At 64.2% G+C, this 16033-nt stretch carries 16 protein-coding genes; 12 read left to right on the top strand and 4 right to left on the bottom strand.

What is annotated here, in order from left to right:
• Nucleotides 1-44: 44 nt before the first annotated feature.
• Nucleotides 45-830, bottom strand: a complete 786-nt coding sequence (locus D3872_RS03060) for a helical backbone metal receptor (RefSeq protein ID WP_119809423.1) — start codon at nucleotides 828-830, stop codon at nucleotides 45-47.
• Nucleotides 831-966: 136 nt separating this feature from the next.
• Here D3872_RS03060 and D3872_RS03065 point away from each other — a divergent pair, with 136 nt between their 5' ends.
• Together D3872_RS03065 and sbcB are read left to right on the top strand one after the other, a co-directional pair.
• On the top strand, nucleotides 967-1932 hold the full coding sequence (locus D3872_RS03065) for a GGDEF domain-containing protein (RefSeq protein ID WP_119809436.1): 966 nt from the start codon (nucleotides 967-969) through the stop codon (nucleotides 1930-1932).
• 48 nt (nucleotides 1933-1980) lie between these two features.
• The gene (gene sbcB / locus D3872_RS03070; RefSeq protein WP_119809424.1) at nucleotides 1981-3429 is read left to right on the top strand and encodes an exodeoxyribonuclease I; all 1449 of its coding nucleotides are present in this window, start codon (nucleotides 1981-1983) and stop codon (nucleotides 3427-3429) included.
• A 12-nt stretch (nucleotides 3430-3441) separates the two neighbouring features.
• Here sbcB and pyrF read toward each other — a convergent pair whose 3' ends face one another.
• Nucleotides 3442-4263: an orotidine-5'-phosphate decarboxylase gene (pyrF, locus tag D3872_RS03075; protein WP_119809425.1), complete on the bottom strand. Its 822-nt coding sequence runs from the start codon at nucleotides 4261-4263 to the stop codon at nucleotides 3442-3444.
• Between the two features lie 127 nt (nucleotides 4264-4390).
• Here pyrF and D3872_RS03080 point away from each other — a divergent pair, with 127 nt between their 5' ends.
• The 6 genes from D3872_RS03080 (at nucleotide 4391) to D3872_RS03105 (ending at nucleotide 9542) form a co-directional block, all read left to right on the top strand.
• Nucleotides 4391-4999, top strand: a complete 609-nt coding sequence (locus D3872_RS03080) for a LemA family protein (RefSeq protein WP_119809426.1) — start codon at nucleotides 4391-4393, stop codon at nucleotides 4997-4999.
• A gap of 3 nt (nucleotides 5000-5002) precedes the next feature.
• Nucleotides 5003-5818, top strand: coding sequence for a TPM domain-containing protein (locus D3872_RS03085; RefSeq protein WP_119809427.1), 816 nt, complete (start codon nucleotides 5003-5005; stop codon nucleotides 5816-5818).
• On the top strand, nucleotides 5818-6336 hold the full coding sequence (locus tag D3872_RS03090) for a TPM domain-containing protein (protein ID WP_119809428.1): 519 nt from the start codon (nucleotides 5818-5820) through the stop codon (nucleotides 6334-6336). Before D3872_RS03085 ends, D3872_RS03090 begins: the two co-directional genes overlap by 1 nt.
• A gap of 54 nt (nucleotides 6337-6390) precedes the next feature.
• Nucleotides 6391-7155, top strand: coding sequence for an SDR family NAD(P)-dependent oxidoreductase (locus D3872_RS03095; protein WP_119809429.1), 765 nt, complete (start codon nucleotides 6391-6393; stop codon nucleotides 7153-7155).
• Nucleotides 7152-7619: a MarR family winged helix-turn-helix transcriptional regulator gene (locus tag D3872_RS03100; RefSeq protein WP_119809430.1), complete on the top strand. Its 468-nt coding sequence runs from the start codon at nucleotides 7152-7154 to the stop codon at nucleotides 7617-7619. The genes D3872_RS03095 and D3872_RS03100 overlap by 4 nt, the downstream gene beginning before the upstream one ends.
• Nucleotides 7620-8291: 672 nt before the next feature.
• Nucleotides 8292-9542, top strand: a complete 1251-nt coding sequence (locus D3872_RS03105; protein ID WP_119809431.1) for an IS256 family transposase — start codon at nucleotides 8292-8294, stop codon at nucleotides 9540-9542.
• A gap of 114 nt (nucleotides 9543-9656) precedes the next feature.
• On the opposite strand, the gene D3872_RS25180 is transcribed toward D3872_RS03105, so the two are convergent.
• Nucleotides 9657-9917 (bottom strand): hypothetical protein, encoded by a 261-nt coding sequence (locus D3872_RS25180; RefSeq protein WP_147373775.1) that lies wholly within the window; start codon nucleotides 9915-9917, stop codon nucleotides 9657-9659.
• 568 nt (nucleotides 9918-10485) lie between these two features.
• Between D3872_RS25180 and D3872_RS03110 the strand changes: the two genes are divergently transcribed.
• From D3872_RS03110 to D3872_RS03120, 3 genes are all read left to right on the top strand, one after another.
• Nucleotides 10486-10803, top strand: coding sequence for a hypothetical protein (locus D3872_RS03110; protein ID WP_229459131.1), 318 nt, complete (start codon nucleotides 10486-10488; stop codon nucleotides 10801-10803).
• Between the two features lie 96 nt (nucleotides 10804-10899).
• Nucleotides 10900-11307, top strand: a complete 408-nt coding sequence (locus tag D3872_RS03115; protein ID WP_119809433.1) for a VanZ family protein — start codon at nucleotides 10900-10902, stop codon at nucleotides 11305-11307.
• A 168-nt stretch (nucleotides 11308-11475) separates the two neighbouring features.
• Entirely contained in the window at nucleotides 11476-11958 is a 483-nt protein-coding gene (locus tag D3872_RS03120; protein WP_119809434.1) for a hypothetical protein, read from the top strand.
• A gap of 44 nt (nucleotides 11959-12002) precedes the next feature.
• Here the strand turns inward: D3872_RS03120 and D3872_RS03125 are convergent, their stop codons facing one another.
• On the bottom strand, nucleotides 12003-13832 hold the full coding sequence (locus D3872_RS03125) for a glycoside hydrolase family 2 protein (protein WP_119809435.1): 1830 nt from the start codon (nucleotides 13830-13832) through the stop codon (nucleotides 12003-12005).
• Between the two features lie 200 nt (nucleotides 13833-14032).
• Between D3872_RS03125 and D3872_RS03130 the strand changes: the two genes are divergently transcribed.
• Entirely contained in the window at nucleotides 14033-15376 is a 1344-nt protein-coding gene (locus D3872_RS03130; protein ID WP_119809437.1) for a sigma-54 dependent transcriptional regulator, read from the top strand.
• Nucleotides 15377-16033: the final 657 nt, after the last annotated feature.

Below are 16033 nucleotides of genomic sequence, written 5' to 3' on the forward strand. Positions count from 1 at the left end.
ACTAGCTGTACAAGTCCTTGATCGATGTCAGGAATGGCGCCTGCCTATAACCCTTCGCTGCTTAGCGCCCGAAGATAGCGCAACCCCGCCAGTGCCCGGCTCCCGTACCACGACATCATTTCCCCATCCACCAGCCGCACCGGCTTGCCGATCTGTTTTTCCAGCGCCTCAGCGTGCGCCTCGGTAAAGCGGTAAGGCTCGGTCGACAGCAGCACGCCGTCGATGCCCGCCACCAGTTCATCCGACCATTCGAACTGTGGATAACGCGCGCTGCCCAGCTCCGGCACCTGCCAGCCGATCTCCGCCAGCATGCGCGCAATATAGGTATCGCCCGAAATGCTCATCCACGGATCCTGCCAGATGCAGTACAGCACAGTTTGCGGCAGCGGTTTCGGCATTGCGCGCAGTAGCGACAGCTCAGCCTCGAATTCCGCACACCACGCTTCGGCCTTCGCGTCCGCGCAAAACACACCGCCCATCAGCCGCGCCAGCGCCAGGTTGTCCTCCGGCGCCACTGGGTGCGTGACGACGACGTTCGGGATGAATTCGGCCAGCGCATCGACCGTCGGCTTTTCGTTTTCGTCGATATTGACCACCAGGTGGGTCGGCGCAAGCGCGCGGATCTTGCCGATGTTGACGTCCTTGGTGCCGCCCACCTTGGCAATGGACGCCACCACCTCCGCCGGGTGGATGCAGAAACCGGTACGCCCCACCAGCTGCGGCGCCAGTCCCAGGTGGCACAGCAATTCGGTAATGGACGGTACCAGCGACACGATGCGCGCGTCCGGCGCCGCCTGGTGTTCGCGCCCGAGGGCATCGATAAAAGACATGGAAAATTTCAAAAATGTGAATCCCGCTATTGAAACACTGTTGTTTCGAGAGCGCCAGCTGCCTGTTGAACATGCAGTTGGGATATCATTCGTTTCTTAACAGAATTGTATTTCGCAATTCGAGCGAGAGAGCATGTTGGAACAGATCGGCACCTTCGGTGCATCCCCTTACGAAGTCGGCGACCTGCAGCTGTTCAACGGCTGCGACGAACGCACGACGTCCCAGGCGCTGGCGGGCTGCGCCATCGTGCGCCTGCCGCACGGCGCCCAGGTCAAGGACGGCTACAGCGCGCGCATGTACATCGTGCTGCGCGGCGCGCTGGAAGTGGCCGCCGACACCAGCAGCGGGATGAGCGATGGCACCGTCAGCAAGGTCTTGCCGGGCGAAAGCGTGGGCGAACAAGCCGTGCTGGACGACACCGCCAACCTGTTCGCCATCAGCGCCAGCGAGGACTCGGACCTGCTGGTCATCGAAGCGGACCTGGTGTGGCGCCTGATCGACCAGTGCAACGGCCTCGCGCGCAACCTGCTGCGCCTGCTCTCCTTCCGCATCCGCGCCGCCAATGCGCAGCTGCGGCGGCGCCAGAAGCTGGGCGAGTTCTACCGCCAGCTGTCGCTCAACGACAGCCTCACCGGCCTGTACAACCGCGCCTGGCTGAACGACATGCTGCCGAGGATGGTCGCCACCGCCCAGCGCGGCGGTACCCCGCTGTCGCTGGTGATGATCGACCTCGACCACTTCAAGCGCTTCAATGACACCCACGGCCACCCGGCCGGTGACGATGCCCTGCGCGCCGCGGCCGGCGTAGTGTCGGCCGGCCTGCGCCCGACCGATTTCGCGGTACGCTACGGCGGCGAAGAACTGATGGTGATCCTGCCCGACGCCGGCGAGCAGCTGGCCGTGATGGTGGCCGAGCGCCTGTGCTGGCGCCTGCAGGAAGTGGTGGTGTTCCAGGACATGCGCCAGGGCCTGCCGCACATTACCGGTTCGTTCGGCGTGGCCTGCCTGGCCGGCGACGCCAGCGAAACCACCCTGATCGAACGCGCCGATGCGGCGCTGTACCGCGCCAAGCAGGCCGGCCGCAACCGCGTCGCCCTCTGACTCATTCCGCCGTCACGGCGCCGCGCGCCGGCCGGTACAATAGGCCCCATGACATCGCACACTTTCCTCTGGCACGACTACGAAACCTTCGGCGCGCAACCGCGGCGCGACCGGCCGGCGCAGTTCGCGGCCATCCGCACCGACGCCAGCCTGAACGAGATCGGCGACCCGATCATGCTGTACTGCCAGCCGGCGCCGGACTTCCTGCCCGACCCTCAGTCCTGCCTGATCACCGGCATCACGCCGCAGCAGTGCCTCGAATGGGGCGTCCCAGAACACAAGTTCGCCGCCACGGTGGAAGCCGCGTTCTCGCAGCCGGGCACCATTGGCGTCGGCTACAACACGATCCGCTTCGACGACGAGGTCACGCGCTTCCTGTTCTGGCGTAACCTGATCGACCCGTATGCGCGCGAGTGGCAGAACAACTGCGGCCGCTGGGACCTGCTCGACGTGGTGCGCATGACCTACGCGCTGCGCCCGGAAGGCATCGAATGGCCGCTGCGCGAGGACGGCCGCCCGAGCTTCCGGCTGGAAGACCTGGCCAGGGCCAACGGCCTGCTGCACGAAGCGGCCCACGATGCGCTGTCCGACGTGCGCGCCACCATCGCGCTGGCGCGCCTGATCCGCGACCGGCAACCGCGCCTGTTCGACTTCTGCCTCGGCCTGCACAAGAAGGACAAGGTCGCGTCCGAAATGGGACTGCACCTGGCGCCGGAAGCGCGCCAGCCTTTCCTGCACGTGACCGGCATGTTCCCGGCCGAGCGTGGCTGCATCGGGCTGGTATGGCCGCTCGGCACCCACCCGACCAACAAGAACGAAGTGCTGGTGTGGGACTGCAGCCACGACCCGTCCGAATTGTTCGGGCTGGACGCGGAGACCATCCGCATGCGCATGTTCACCCGCAGCGCCGACCTGCCGCAAGGCGTGACGCGGCTGCCGGTCAAGAGCATCCACCTGAACAAGTCGCCGATGCTGGTCGGGAACCTGAAGACCCTGAGCCCTGCAATGGCCGAACGCTGGGGGATGGACATCGAACGCGGCCTGGCGCATGCGCGCATCGCCGCCGGCGGGCCGGACCTGGCGCTGGTGTGGGAACAGGTCTACCACCGTCCCGGGCAAGCGCAGGAAACCGATGTGGACGAGGATTTGTACGGCGGCTTCATCAGCCGCGACGATCGCCGCAAGCTCGATTCGCTGCGCGCCGAGCAGCCTGCGAAGCTGGCGCAGATGCGGCCGTCGTTCGAGGACGAGCGCCTGGCGGAACTGCTGTTCCGCTACCGCGCACGCAACTTCCCCGGCACGCTGACGGAGCAGGAAGCGCAGCAGTGGGAAGAGCACCGCGCGGCGCGCCTGTTCGACGGCGCGGCGGGTGCGCGCACCATCGAGCAGCTGTTCGCTGAGATCGATGTGCTGTGCGAGGATGCGGACGAGCGCGCGGAAGATATCCTGGGGGCGCTGTACGACTACGCGGAGTCGATCGCGCCTTCGCGGTACTAAACCGCGTCCCGCCTAGCCGCGGAAGCGGTTGATGGCGTCGCGCGTTTCCATAGCAACCCGGCGCGCGGCGGCGGCGAAGTCCTCGCCCGCCTGCGGCGCCGCGTACAGGATGGCGCGCGAGCTGTTGATCATCATGCCTGCGCCGCCGGCGGTCTTGCCCGCCCTGACGGTGGCTTCGACGTCGCCACCCTGGGCGCCGACACCGGGCACCAGCAGCGGCATGTCGCCGACAATCGCGCGTACCTGCGCCAGTTCTTCAGGGAAGGTGGCGCCGACCACCAGCGCGCACTGGCCGTTGCGGTTCCACTTTTCGGCCACCAGGCGCGCCACGTGCTGGTACAGCGGCTTGCCGCCGACGTCGAGGAACTGCAGGTCGGAGCCGCCCGCGTTGGAGGTGCGGCACAGCACGATCACGCCGCGGTCGGCCCATTCCATGTACGGCTCGACCGAGTCGAAACCCATGTAAGGATTGACGGTGACGGCGTCGGCGCCGTAGCGGTCGAACGCTTCGCGCGCGTACTGGTGGGCGGTGGCGCCGATGTCGCCGCGCTTGGCGTCGAGCACCAGCGGGATGTGCGGGTACTTGTTGCGCAGGTAATGGCAGATTTGCTCGAGCTGCGCCTCGGCGCCCAGCGCCGCGAAGTAGGCGATCTGCGGCTTGAAGGCGCAGGCCAGGTCGGCGGTGGCGTCGATGATGGCCTTGCAGAACGTGACGATCGCATCGGGCTGGCCCTGCAGGTGGGACGGGAAACGGGACAGGTCCGGATCGAGGCCGACGCACAGCAGCGAGTTGTTGGTGGTCCAGGCGGCGGACAGCTTATCGATGAAATTCACGGCAGGCTTTCGTATTCAGTTGCAAACCCGGCATTGTACCGCGAGCGGCGCGCGCGCATTTATACGCACACTTTCAAATCTTTAGGGTATTATTTTTATATATTCGACAACTTGCCAGGAAAACATCATGACACTTACCGGTTTCACGCGCGCGTCGCAACTGCTGCTGGCCTGTGCGCTCGCCGCCCTGCTGTCGGGCTGCGGCTACAACCAGTTCCAGACCAAGGACGAGGCGGTCAAGGCCGCGTGGGGCGAAGTGGTCAACCAGTACCAGCGCCGCGCCGACCTGATCCCGAACCTGGTCAACACCGTCAAGGGCTATGCCGCGCACGAGAAGGAAACGCTGGAATCGGTCACGCGCGCACGCGCCGCCGCCACCAGCTTCCAGATCACGCCGGAAGTGCTGAACAATCCGGAAGCCTTCCAGAAGTTCCAGCAGGTGCAGGGCGAGCTGTCCGGCGCGCTGTCGCGCCTGATGCTCGTGGTCGAAAAGTATCCTGACCTGAAGGCCGACGCCAGCTTCCGCGACCTGCAGTCTCAGCTGGAAGGCACTGAAAACCGCATCACCGTGGCGCGCCAGCGCTACATCGTCTCGGTGCAGGACTACAACGTCCATGTGCGCCAGTTCCCGACCAACCTGACCGCCATGGTGTTCGGCTATGACGTCAAGCCGTCGTTCACCGTCGAGAACGAAAAAGCGATCTCCACCGCGCCAACCGTCAATTTCGGCAAATAAGCCATGACCCTGCTGCGCCTCCTGTGGGCGATGATGCTGGTGCTGGCCATGGCCGGCGTCGCCCAGGCGCAGTTCGTGCCGGTGCCGCCGCTGACCGGCCACGTCACCGACCAGGCCGGCATGCTGACGCCGGACCAGCGCAGCCGCCTGGAAGCGGTGCTGACCGACTACGAGGCCAAGAGCGGCAGCCAGATCGCCGTGCTGCTGGTCAAGACCACCGAGCCGGAAGCGATCGAGCAGTACGGCATCCGCGTGGTCGACCAGTGGAAGCTGGGCCGCAAGGGCATCGACGACGGCGTGCTGCTGCTGGTAGCCAAGGACAATCCTTCCGCGCTGCGGCGCCTGCGCATCGAGGCCGGCCGCGGCGTGCAGGGCGTGCTGACCGATGCCCAGTCCAAGCGCATCCTGCAGGACGTGATCGCGCCGCACTTCCGCCAGGAACAGTATTACGACGGCCTGGTGGCGGGCGTGGGCGCGATCGCCACCCTGCTCAACAAGGAATTATTCCCTGCCCCGGTGCAGCAGCCGCAGCGCCAGGCGCAGCAGGATGAAGGCGGCATCGGCCTGATCCCGATCCTGGTGATCGGCGCCTTTGTCCTGATGACGATCTTCCGTCCGCGCCGGCGTTCGCGCCTGGCGCGCGGGGCCTGGACCAGCGGCGCGACCGGATTCATCCTCGGCAGCATCCTCAGCAACGTGGGCCGTTCCGGCGGCGGCTTCGGGGGCGGCGGTTTCGGCGATGGCGGCGGCTCCGGCGGCGGCGGCTTTTCGGGCGGCGGCGGCGGCTTTGACGGCGGCGGCGCCTCGGGAGACTGGTAATGGCTGGATCATTCGTGCAAACGCTCAGGCGCGCGCTGCGCCACCTGCGCACCACCGCGGCGGTGGGGCGCGAGGCCTTCCCCACCAACAGCCTGGCCGACCTCGGCGCGGCGATCACCGAAGGCGAGCGCAGCCACCGCGGCGAGCTGCGCCTGATCGTCGAAAACTCGATGCCGTTCGACGCCATCTGGGACGGCATGACGAACCGGCAGCGCGCGCTCGGCCTGTTCGCCGAGTACGGCGTGTGGGATACCGAGGACAATTGCGGCGTGCTGATCTACGTGAACCTGGCCGAGCACAAGGTCGACATCGTGTGCGACCGCGCCATCGGCCGCAAGATCGGCGCGCCGACCTGGCAGGCCGTTTGCCAGACCATGACGCAGGGCTTCGCGCGCGGCGAGTTCCACGACAGCACGCTGGCGGCGATCCGGCAGGTCAACGCGCTGCTGCACCAGCATTTCCCGGCCGGCGGCGAACGCAACGACAACGAGCTGCCGGACCATCCGGTGGTGCTGTAGCTTTGGCGGCAGGCTGGTTACAATTCGGTTTTCCCGACACCTTGGAACAGAGAAATGAGATTAGCCAATAAAGTAGCAATCATCACCGGAGCGACGCAGGGCATCGGCCTGGCGTGCGCCCAGCGCCTGGTGCAGGAAGGCGCGCGCGTGATGATGGTCGACATCAAGCCGGACGGCGTGCATGCCGCCGACGCCATCGGCGCGCCGGCGCGCTTCTTCGCGGCCGACGTCAGCCAGAAGGCCGACGTCGACGCGATGATCGCCGCCACACTCAAGGAATTCGGCCAGGTCGACATCCTGGTGAACAATGCCGGCGTCACCCACGCCGCCGATTTCCTCGACCTCGCCGAGGAAGACTTCGACCGCGTGCTGCGGATCAACCTGAAGTCGATGTTCCTGTGCGGCCAGGCCGCCGCGCGCGAGATGGTCAAGCGCGGCTCGGGCAGCATCATCAATATGTCCAGCGTCAATTCGATGCTGGCGATCCCTAACCAGGTGCCGTACGTGGTGTCCAAGGGTGGCGTCAACCAGCTGACCAAGGTGATGGCGCTGAACCTGGCCCAGTATGGCATCCGCGTCAACGGCATCGGGCCCGGCACCATCCTCACCGAGCTGGCCAAGAAAGCGGTATTGGCCAGCCCGGAGGCGCGCCACACGATACTGTCGCGCACGCCGATGGGACGCTGCGGCGAACCGGAGGAAGTGGCCGCCATCGCCGCCTTCCTTTCCAGCGACGACGCATCCTATATGACCGGCCAGACCATGTATGTCGATGGCGGCCGCCTTGCCCTCAACTACACGGTGCCGGTGAAAGAATGAACACTTCGAAGCAGGCTGCGCAGCAGTCCAATACCCTCGCGCTGGAAAACCAGTTCTGCTTCGCACTGTATTCGGCATCGCACGCGATGACCAAGACCTACAAGCCCCTGCTCGACCGGCTCGGGCTGACCTATCCGCAATATCTGGTGATGCTGGTGCTGTGGGAACGGGACGGCATCCTGGTCAAGGACATCGGCGCCCGCCTCTACCTCGATTCGGGAACGCTGACGCCGCTGCTCAAACGGCTGGAGGCCAATGGGCTGGTGGCGCGCAACCGCGACCCGCACGACGAACGCCAGGTGCGCATCTCGCTGACCAGCGAGGGCCGCTCGCTGCGGCTTACGGCGCAGGAGATTCCCGCCCAGGTGATGTCGGCCAGCGGCCACCCGCACGACACGCTGGGCCACCTGCGCGGCCAGCTGGCCACCGTGCGCGACGACTTGTTCCGCTCGATGGAAGGGTAACGCTGGCCCCATGGACAGATATTCTCAAACAATATGTCTGGCATCTGAAATGACAATTGGACGAATATATGGCGACGCAGCATAATCTCTCCTGTCTCCACTATTCTCCTCCAAGAAAATAGTTTTAAGCCCGCTTTCATCAGCGGGCTTTTTTTTGCCCTGAAGTCGGGGGATGAACGCAGGTAACGTTGGCCCCGCAGACAGATATTCAAAAACAATATGTCTGGTATCTGAAATCACAATTGGACGAATATGTGGCGACGCAGCATAATCTCTCCTGTCTCCACTATTCTCCTCCAAGAAAATAGTTTGAAGCCCGCTTTCATCAGCGGGCTTTTTTTTATCCCGAAGTCGCGGACGAACACAGTAGGTTCAGCGGCAACAGCGGCGAAGAAGTGTTGCCGCATTCAAAGTCCGCCTAAGTAGCTTGCCGACAACGCTGCGGCTATTTGTTCGTGGAAACCGGAATTTCGCGGCACGAAGCCGGGCTTAATACTGGACGATGGAAAGCTGGGATGTTGTGGTCCGCTAAGGAGCAAGAAAAACGCCAAGGAGAAAAAGTCCGCAGCCGATTGCTCCGAGTGACAGGCTGGCCACACAAATGGTGGAGGGTGTAAATAATTTTGTGTAAACGGTCATTTGGCAGGACACTGCCGCCATCAAGGAGAAACAATGACCGTTGCAACGCGTAACAAGCGGGCCAAGCCCGATCCGGAACTGCTCAAACTGGCCGATAGTCTGCTGGCCAACTACCAGAAGCCCGAGGACCTGATCGGCGAAAACGGGCTGCTCAAGCAGCTCACCAAGATGCTGGTGGAGCGCGCCCTGGAAGTCGAGATGACGGACCACCTGGGGCATGGCAAGAGCGGTGAGGTGACCAACGGCACCGCCAATACTCGCAACGGCTATAGCACCAAGACGCTCAAGGGCGATTTTGGTGCGCTGCCGCTCGATGTTCCTCGTGACCGTCAAGGAACATTCGAGCCGCAGATCGTCGTCAAGCACCAGACACGCTGGACCGGCTTCGACGATAAAATCATCTCGCTCTACGCGCGCGGCCTGAGTGTGCGGGAGATCCAAAGCCACCTGGAGGAGATGTACGGCGCCGAGGTGTCACCGACCCTCATCTCCAACGTCACGGACGCCGTCAGCGAAGATGTGAAGCTCTGGCAGGCCCGTCCGCTCGACGCCGTGTACCCGATCCTGTATCTCGACTGCATCCACGTCAAGGTGCGCGACAACGGCGCAGTGCGCACCAAGGCGGTCTACCTGGCCATCGGCGTCAACATGGAAGGCCACAAGGAGGTACTGGGCCTGTGGATCGCTCAAACCGAAGGGGCCAAGTTCTGGCTGCAGGTCGTTACCGAGCTAAAAAATCGCGGAGTGCAGGACATCTTCATCGCCTGCGTCGACGGCTTGAAAGGTTTCCCGGACGCTATCGAGGCGGTCTATCCGAAAGCCGCTGTTCAACTATGCATCGTTCACATGGTACGCAACAGCCTTAACTTCGTGCCTTGGAAAGTGCAGAAGGAAGTGGCTGCCGATCTGAAGCTGATATACAGCGCGGCCACCGCAGACGAGGCTGAACTCAGGCTGTCGGAATTTGAGGAGAAATGGGATAAACAGTATAAACCAATAGGCCAGTCTTGGCGCCGCAACTGGGCTCGCATCATCCCGTTCTTCGACTACCCGCCGGAAATCCGCAAGGTGATTTACACCACGAACGCGATTGAATCGATTAATATGAGCCTGCGAAAAGTCACGAAGGCCCGCAGTTCCTTTCCGACCGATGAAGCCGTCAGCAAACTGTTTTATCTTGCGCTCAACAACATCAGCAAGAAGTGGACGATGCCGATTCGGGACTGGAAAGCTGCATTGAACCGCTTCGCCATCCAGTTTGAAGATCGGGTTCCGCAGGCTTAAACGAAAACCCGTTTACACAGAATCTAGTACACCCCCAAATGGTGCTCATCGCATGTTGTGGATCGATGAAATGATTCTTCACCCACGTTCTCATCTGCGCCTCCAGCATTCCCGTCAGGGCTTCAACAGTCCATAGTGTATCACCGCATAACCTCCCGCCGCCAAGGATGTCAATACGACTGAAGTAGCCAACGCTTGGTAGTGCCTGAACCATGGTTTATCGAGTGATACCTTTATTGCTGTTGGGAACAGAGCCCCACCAGCAGCAATAAGTGCGGAGGCAGTCAACAGCACGATGAAGCAGCCATTTAAGTATCCGCCGGTTTCGTTTGAAACAGTCGGTCCGTCGCGGCCGGGTACAGCGATCTCGTACATTGCGGCTGCGCAGAATGCCACCGCCCCCCAACAAAGTTGCCCATCCTTCAAAGGCCACTGCAAGCACCACATCGCAGCAATCGGGGCTGTCAATGGAAGCAAGATAGCAACGAAAAACCATCCCAAGGTATTTCCCGGTAGTTTGTGGCCTCAGCCGACGGACCGCTTGGTTCACAGCGAACCCGATCATTAGAACGCATGAGCATACTGACTAAGCCTCCCCGGCGAAGTTCCGTGCTACGTTCAATCGCTTGCGCACTGTCATACCCCCGTCACATTGCCCGCCTATACTTCATTCATCTGCTGTACATGCAACCGATATGCGTGGCTGCAGCCAGGTGTGCTGACCGATGACGGCGGCACACCACTCCGAATTCGTCTCTTGGCCCGATAATCTTGGGTTTTGCCCGCTGTCACAGCGGGCATTTTTTTGGGCGAACGGTTTCCACTGCGGTTGATCCATGTCTAGCCGGACCTGCATCCAGTGCTTGAAGCGCGGCGACTTTCTAGTATTATTAGAGTCCTTTGTCAGGTTTACATCGACCGGCCCTAACTTCCGGAGCAATGAATGACTGAACGCACGATTGAAATGGTTGCACATACAACCGGCCTCATCAAAACTGGTCGCCGCCACCACGCGGCCAACGAGGACCAGCTGATTCTCAGCGAACTGAATCGCGTCGACGTCGTCGACAATCTCGACCCCAGCCACGAAAACGCGGCGACATTCGGGGCCGTGCGCGAAACCTGTCCGAAATGCCTGCACACCCACCTGCGCTTGGTGTTGCGGCAACATACGGTGCGGGTGGCCCATCTGTTCTGCGTGAGTTGCGCAAGCTGTTTCGACGCCAGTTACGCGAACGGCATGCCGGCACTGAGCATCTGACTGGCCGGGCTGGCGCAAGCCAGGCGCAAGCCGGGCCAGGACGCACGGGCCTACGCGGCGTGGTATCGTTGGCGCTTTCCACGCCTGCGCCCGCCGATGCCCGCCCTGTTTTCCCTGCTCGCCCTTTCGCCCCGCTTCCAGCGCCACCGCTACGCCGCGGCGCTTGTCATTTACGCCGCCATCGTCGCCATGGGCTCGATTCCCGGCGCGCGGGCCGAGGTCGGCCACTACGCGTCCGGCATCGTCCTGCATACCTTGGCCTACGGCACCGTGGCCTTACTGCTGTTCACTGGCAGCAATGGAAGCCCATCCGCGCGCGCGCTGAAAGCGGTGCTCACCGTGGCCGCGATGGGCGCGGGAGACGAGCTGGTGCAAAGCCTGCTGCCCTACCGCGTGGGCGCATTGTCCGACTGGCTGGTCGACTGCAATGCCGCCATCATGGTCAGCGCCCTGTGCTGGGCTTTCCTGCCCGCACCGGGCGCAAGCGCCTCGCGCCCGGGCTGATCCGGTCCGTATCACCGCGGCCGCGCAGGCGCCGCACCCTTCATCCACTTTGATCTGGCTCACGTACCCGGCGGTAACGGGGAACGTCGCTTGCGTTCGCGCCTCTTACCGAAGTGGCACACGGCATCGTCACGCACACCCGGAAACACTCAGACAAAGGAATTGATCATGAAGCGACTAGAACAGAGCGTGCTGCTGGCGGGCGTGTTGGCCCTTGGCCTGGCCGGCTGCGCATCGGACACCATGAAGACCCGCGACACGGCGAGCGTGAGCGACCCCGAGCGGCCGACCGATGGCTACGGGATGCCGCCCGCCGGCGCCGGCGCCGGCGCCAGCGCCACCAGCCAGGCTTCCACGACCGGCACCACTCCTGCCCCGGCCGACCCGATGGCGGCAAGCGCCCAGGCCATGCCCGCGCCAAACAGCGTGGTCACATTGATCGAAGTGGTTCCGCGCAGCGAGGGAGTTGCCACAGGGGCAATCGGCGCCACGGGCGCGGCGGGTGCCATCGGCGCCAGCAGCGACCGGGTGTACCGGATCACCCTGCAAATGGACGACGGCAGCACCCGCGTGGTCACCCAGGATGCGGCGCCAGCCTTCCGCAGCGGCGACCGCGTGCACATGTCCGGTGGCGAAATCCACAGGCGTTGACCAGCCTGGCGCGCAGTGCGCAATGCGCCCGCGCGGAAGCAGGTTCAGATGTCGTCAGGCAGCGGTTCCGGCCCCGGCTCCGGTTCGGGCACTTCCTCCGGCCGTTGCACGCCGCAGTTGGCCCTGATCGTCGCCTGGTATATCTGCTCGATCGGCACTTTGGGCGTGCGGTCGGCGCGCAGCAGTCCGGTGGCTTCCTGGAAGGTGTCGGCGAACTGGGTATAGCAAAAGCCGCTGAACATGGTCGCCCCGCCGACCGCGTCCAGCAGGCGGCGGTACAGGGCGATGAATTCTTCCGGGCTGTTCGCATGCGCATAGCCCCAGGTTGGCCGCGCTTGCACCGGGTCGCAGTCGCAGGCGACGCCGCCGAACTGGGTCAGCACGACCGGCTGGCCGCGGTGCGGAAAGCCGTCCAGCGTCAGTATCCGCCCGCCGGGCCTGCGCTGGTCGAACAGCGCCCCGACGGGGCCGTGGACGGCATAGCGCGCGTGCAGCGCGTCGGGGTCGCTGCAGTAGTCGTGGATGCCGAGGATGTCGGTGGCCGAGGCTTCCCATCCGTCGTTGCCGAGCACGGGTCGGGTCGCATCGAGCGTGCGGGTCAGGTGGTACAGGGCCTCGACCGCATTGCGGTGCGCCTGGGTCGAGGTCAGGTTCGGCACGCCCCACGATTCGTTGAACGGTACCCAGACGATCACGCAGGGGTGGCTGTAGTCGCGCTCGATGGCTTCGGTCCACTCGCGCACCATGCGTTCGATCGCCCTCGCGCTGAAACGGTAGCCCGATGGCATTTCCTCCCACACCAGCAGGCCCAGCTTGTCGGCCCAGTACAGGTAGCGCGGGTCCTCGATTTTCTGGTGCTTGCGCACGCCGTTGAAACCCATTTCCTTGGCCAGTTCGACGTCGCGCCTGAGCGCATCGTCGTTCGGCGCGGTCATCAGGGTATCGGGCCAGTAGCCCTGGTCGAGCACCATCCGCAGCGGATAGGTACGGCCGTTGAGCAGGAAGCGGTCGCGGTTGACCGTCACCGAACGCAGCGCGGTATACGAGGTCACCCGGTCCAGCACCTGGCCGCGGTGGCGCAGGGTCACCTCGGCGTCGAGCAGGGTCGGCCGCTCGGGGCTCCACAGCAGCTCGTTGCGCGAATCGTCGATGCCGGGATCCGAGATCGCGATCTTGCGGCTCGCCTCGTGGCCGATCAGCATGTAGTTGTCTTCGGCTAGCAGCAGGTCGCCGTGGCGGATCTTGATCTCCACGAACAGCCCGTCCTCGATGTCGCCGATGGCGCTGACCGACCAGCCGATTTCATAGGTGTCGAAGATGGGCGTCCAGCGCAGGCTGTGGATGCGGGTCTGCGCCACCTGCTCCAGCCACACCGTTTGCCAGATGCCGGTGGTGCGCGGATACCAGACCGCGTGCGGCTCGGGCAGCCAGTCCTGCTTGCCACGCGGCTTGGCCAGGTCGTGCGGGTCGTCCTCGGCATACACCGTCACCACCTGCTTGCCGCCGGGACTGAGCGCATGGGTGATATCGGCACTGAAAGGCGTGTGCCCGCCTTCGTGCTCGCCCACCATCACGCCGTTGACCCAGACCCGCGCCTTGTAGTCGACCGCGCCGAAATGCAGGATGGTGTGCTTGTCGCCGGGCAAAAGTTCGAACTCGCGCTGGTACCAGCAGATGCGGTGGTAGCCGGTGTCGCCGATGCCGCTGGCGGCCGATTCCGGCGCGAACGGCACATCGATGTCGTGCGTCCAGACATGGCCGCCGCGCGGCATCGAATAGCGGCGCTCGTCATCGAACGTGAACTTCCAGCGGCCGTTGAGGCACATCCAGCTGTCGCGGACCAGCTGCGGTCTCGGATAGGCGAAATCGCTCATTTTTCAAACTTGGTCTGTGCACATTTCTTGCAGATCCTATCACGCGTTTCCGCGCGATGACGCCTGCTTCCTTCCTCATGCCGAAAGCGGCGTACCGGCCTGTATCAATCGCAAGCGGGGAACCAAACCATCCCAGACGCGATCACAGCTGAGTACCGTAACGTGTACTGACCTTGGCCGCCATGCATACGGAGCTGCTCATGTCCGCATCGAAACGGAAACTGCTGTGCATCGCCCTCGATGGCCTGGAGTTGCCGGCCGCATTGCAGGATGCCCTGCCCGGCTGGGAAGTGTGCGCGGCCCGCAGCTTGCGCGAGGCCGAACGCGCGATACGGACCCAGGGCTGCCGGGTCGGCTTGCTGGCCTCCGGCGCCCGCCGTTTCGACCACGCGCCGCTGGACCGGTTCCTGAGCGAGCGCTGGCACCTGCTGTGGATCGCCATGCTGCCGCCGGCCGCGCTGAAGCTCGATGCCTGGCACGAGCTGTTGCGCAACCACCTCTACGACTTCCACACCGAACCGGTCGACTACCTGCGCCTCGGCCATACGCTGGGCCACGCGCACGGCCTCGCCATGCTGCGCGACCCGCCCGCGGCCAAGGCGCGCCTCACCGGCGCGACCGAGCTGACCGGCACCGGCGCGGCCATCACGCGCCTGCGCGCCCTGGTGGTCCGGCTGGCGCGCTCCGACGCGCCGGTGCTGATCTGGGGCGAAAGCGGCAGCGGCAAGGACGTCACCGCGCAAGCCATCCACGCGCATTCGCCGCGCGCGTCGGGACCGTTTGTCCCAATCAACTGCGGCGCGATGGCGCCCACACTGATCCAGGCCGAACTGTTCGGCCACACGCGCGGCGCCTTCACCGGCGCCGACCGCGACCGCCCCGGCCTGATCGAATCGGCCGCGGGGGGCACCATCTTCCTCGATGAAATCGCCGACCTGCCGCGCGACCTGCAGGCGAACCTGCTGCGCTTCCTGCAGGAAAAGACGATCTACCGCGTCGGTTCCACCCGCAGCCTGGCCGTCGACACGCGCGTGATCGCCGCGTCCAACGTCAACCTGAAGCAAGCCGTCGCGCAAGGCAAGTTCCGCGAAGACTTGTACTACCGTCTGAACGTGCTGCCGGTCACGGTGCCGCCGTTGCGCGACCGGCGCGACGACCTGGCGATGCTGGCCGACCATTTCTTCGACGCGTACGCGGCCGAGAAGCCGCAGCACCTGAAGGGCATCAGCAACGCCGCCATGCGCGCCATGGCCAACCACGACTGGCCCGGCAATGTGCGCGAGCTGATCAACCGCATCCGGCGCGCCATGGTGCTGGCCGACGGCCGCCTGGTCATGCCGGAAGACCTGGAGCTGGCAGGCGCGCCTGCGGCGGCGGGCGGCGACGGCCTCGGCGAACTGCGGGTCGCGGCCGAACGCGCGGCAATCGGCGCCAGCCTGCGGCGCGCGGGCAGCAACGTCACCCTCGCCGCGCGCGAGCTCGGCGTGTCGCGCATGACCCTGTACCGCCTGATGTCCAAGCACGGCATCGCCACCACCAGGTAACAGCGAGCAAGCGAATCCTGTCACACCGGTGTTACGCCGCGTGCCCCGCAAGGCCCGCATCCGTGCTTCGCGCCAAGGGTGTTGTCACACGCTTGTTACATCCCTCACGCAGCGCGGAAAGCGCGGCGCCGCGGCGTGGCCGCGTACGCGCCGGGCCTGCCGGAAACCCGGCTGTAACAAGGCTGGTACGCAGCGCGCCCAGCCGCTGCTGCAGCGCCGCGAACCATGCGTGCCCGGCGGCGCGAACGGCCGTGCCTGGCCCTTTGCATTCAAGGACTTGGCGCTGACTGCCCGCCACTGGCACCGCGCTTGCATAAACAGTCCGGGCTGGACCGATATGCCGGACTCAAACAACTGAAATCACACTTTCACACAAGGGGCAAATTTGACATCCTCCCCTTCGTGAACGAAAGGGGATTCCCACTGCTGGCGTCTGATGTCCCAGACGGAAGCCGGACTGAAAGAGCCCAGCTTCTTATTCAATCCGCAGGATATCTCTCGACCTCGCCTAAGGCGACTGCGGATTGGAAAAAGCGGTACTAGAAATCATGCCCCAGCGCGTAATCGCATACTGAAGCACTTATAAGAGTTTGACCGTGGACCAACACCAAAGTTCAATACATTTTTCACTTTGACGGCTGCGGGCGCTTCGCGCCC

This window comes from Massilia cavernae, assembly GCF_003590855.1.
Classification (GTDB): Bacteria; Pseudomonadota; Gammaproteobacteria; order Burkholderiales; family Burkholderiaceae_D; genus Telluria_A; species Telluria_A cavernae.

Excerpts from the sequence above, each read along its gene's own strand:
- D3872_RS03060 (WP_119809423.1), bottom strand. The coding sequence starts at position 830 with ATGTCTTTTATCGATGCCCTCGGGCGCGAACACCAGGCGGCGCCGGAC.
- sbcB (WP_119809424.1), top strand. The coding sequence starts at position 1,981 with ATGACATCGCACACTTTCCTCTGGCACGACTACGAAACCTTCGGCGCG.
- D3872_RS03080 (WP_119809426.1), top strand. The coding sequence starts at position 4,391 with ATGACACTTACCGGTTTCACGCGCGCGTCGCAACTGCTGCTGGCCTGT.
- D3872_RS03085 (WP_119809427.1), top strand. The coding sequence starts at position 5,003 with ATGACCCTGCTGCGCCTCCTGTGGGCGATGATGCTGGTGCTGGCCATG.
- D3872_RS03090 (WP_119809428.1), top strand. The coding sequence starts at position 5,818 with ATGGCTGGATCATTCGTGCAAACGCTCAGGCGCGCGCTGCGCCACCTG.
- D3872_RS03095 (WP_119809429.1), top strand. The coding sequence starts at position 6,391 with ATGAGATTAGCCAATAAAGTAGCAATCATCACCGGAGCGACGCAGGGC.
- D3872_RS03100 (WP_119809430.1), top strand. The coding sequence starts at position 7,152 with ATGAACACTTCGAAGCAGGCTGCGCAGCAGTCCAATACCCTCGCGCTG.
- D3872_RS03105 (WP_119809431.1), top strand. The coding sequence starts at position 8,292 with ATGACCGTTGCAACGCGTAACAAGCGGGCCAAGCCCGATCCGGAACTG.
- D3872_RS25180 (WP_147373775.1), bottom strand. The coding sequence starts at position 9,917 with ATGTACGAGATCGCTGTACCCGGCCGCGACGGACCGACTGTTTCAAAC.
- D3872_RS03110 (WP_229459131.1), top strand. The coding sequence starts at position 10,486 with ATGACTGAACGCACGATTGAAATGGTTGCACATACAACCGGCCTCATC.
- D3872_RS03115 (WP_119809433.1), top strand. The coding sequence starts at position 10,900 with ATGCCCGCCCTGTTTTCCCTGCTCGCCCTTTCGCCCCGCTTCCAGCGC.
- D3872_RS03120 (WP_119809434.1), top strand. The coding sequence starts at position 11,476 with ATGAAGCGACTAGAACAGAGCGTGCTGCTGGCGGGCGTGTTGGCCCTT.
- D3872_RS03125 (WP_119809435.1), bottom strand. The coding sequence starts at position 13,832 with ATGAGCGATTTCGCCTATCCGAGACCGCAGCTGGTCCGCGACAGCTGG.
- D3872_RS03130 (WP_119809437.1), top strand. The coding sequence starts at position 14,033 with ATGTCCGCATCGAAACGGAAACTGCTGTGCATCGCCCTCGATGGCCTG.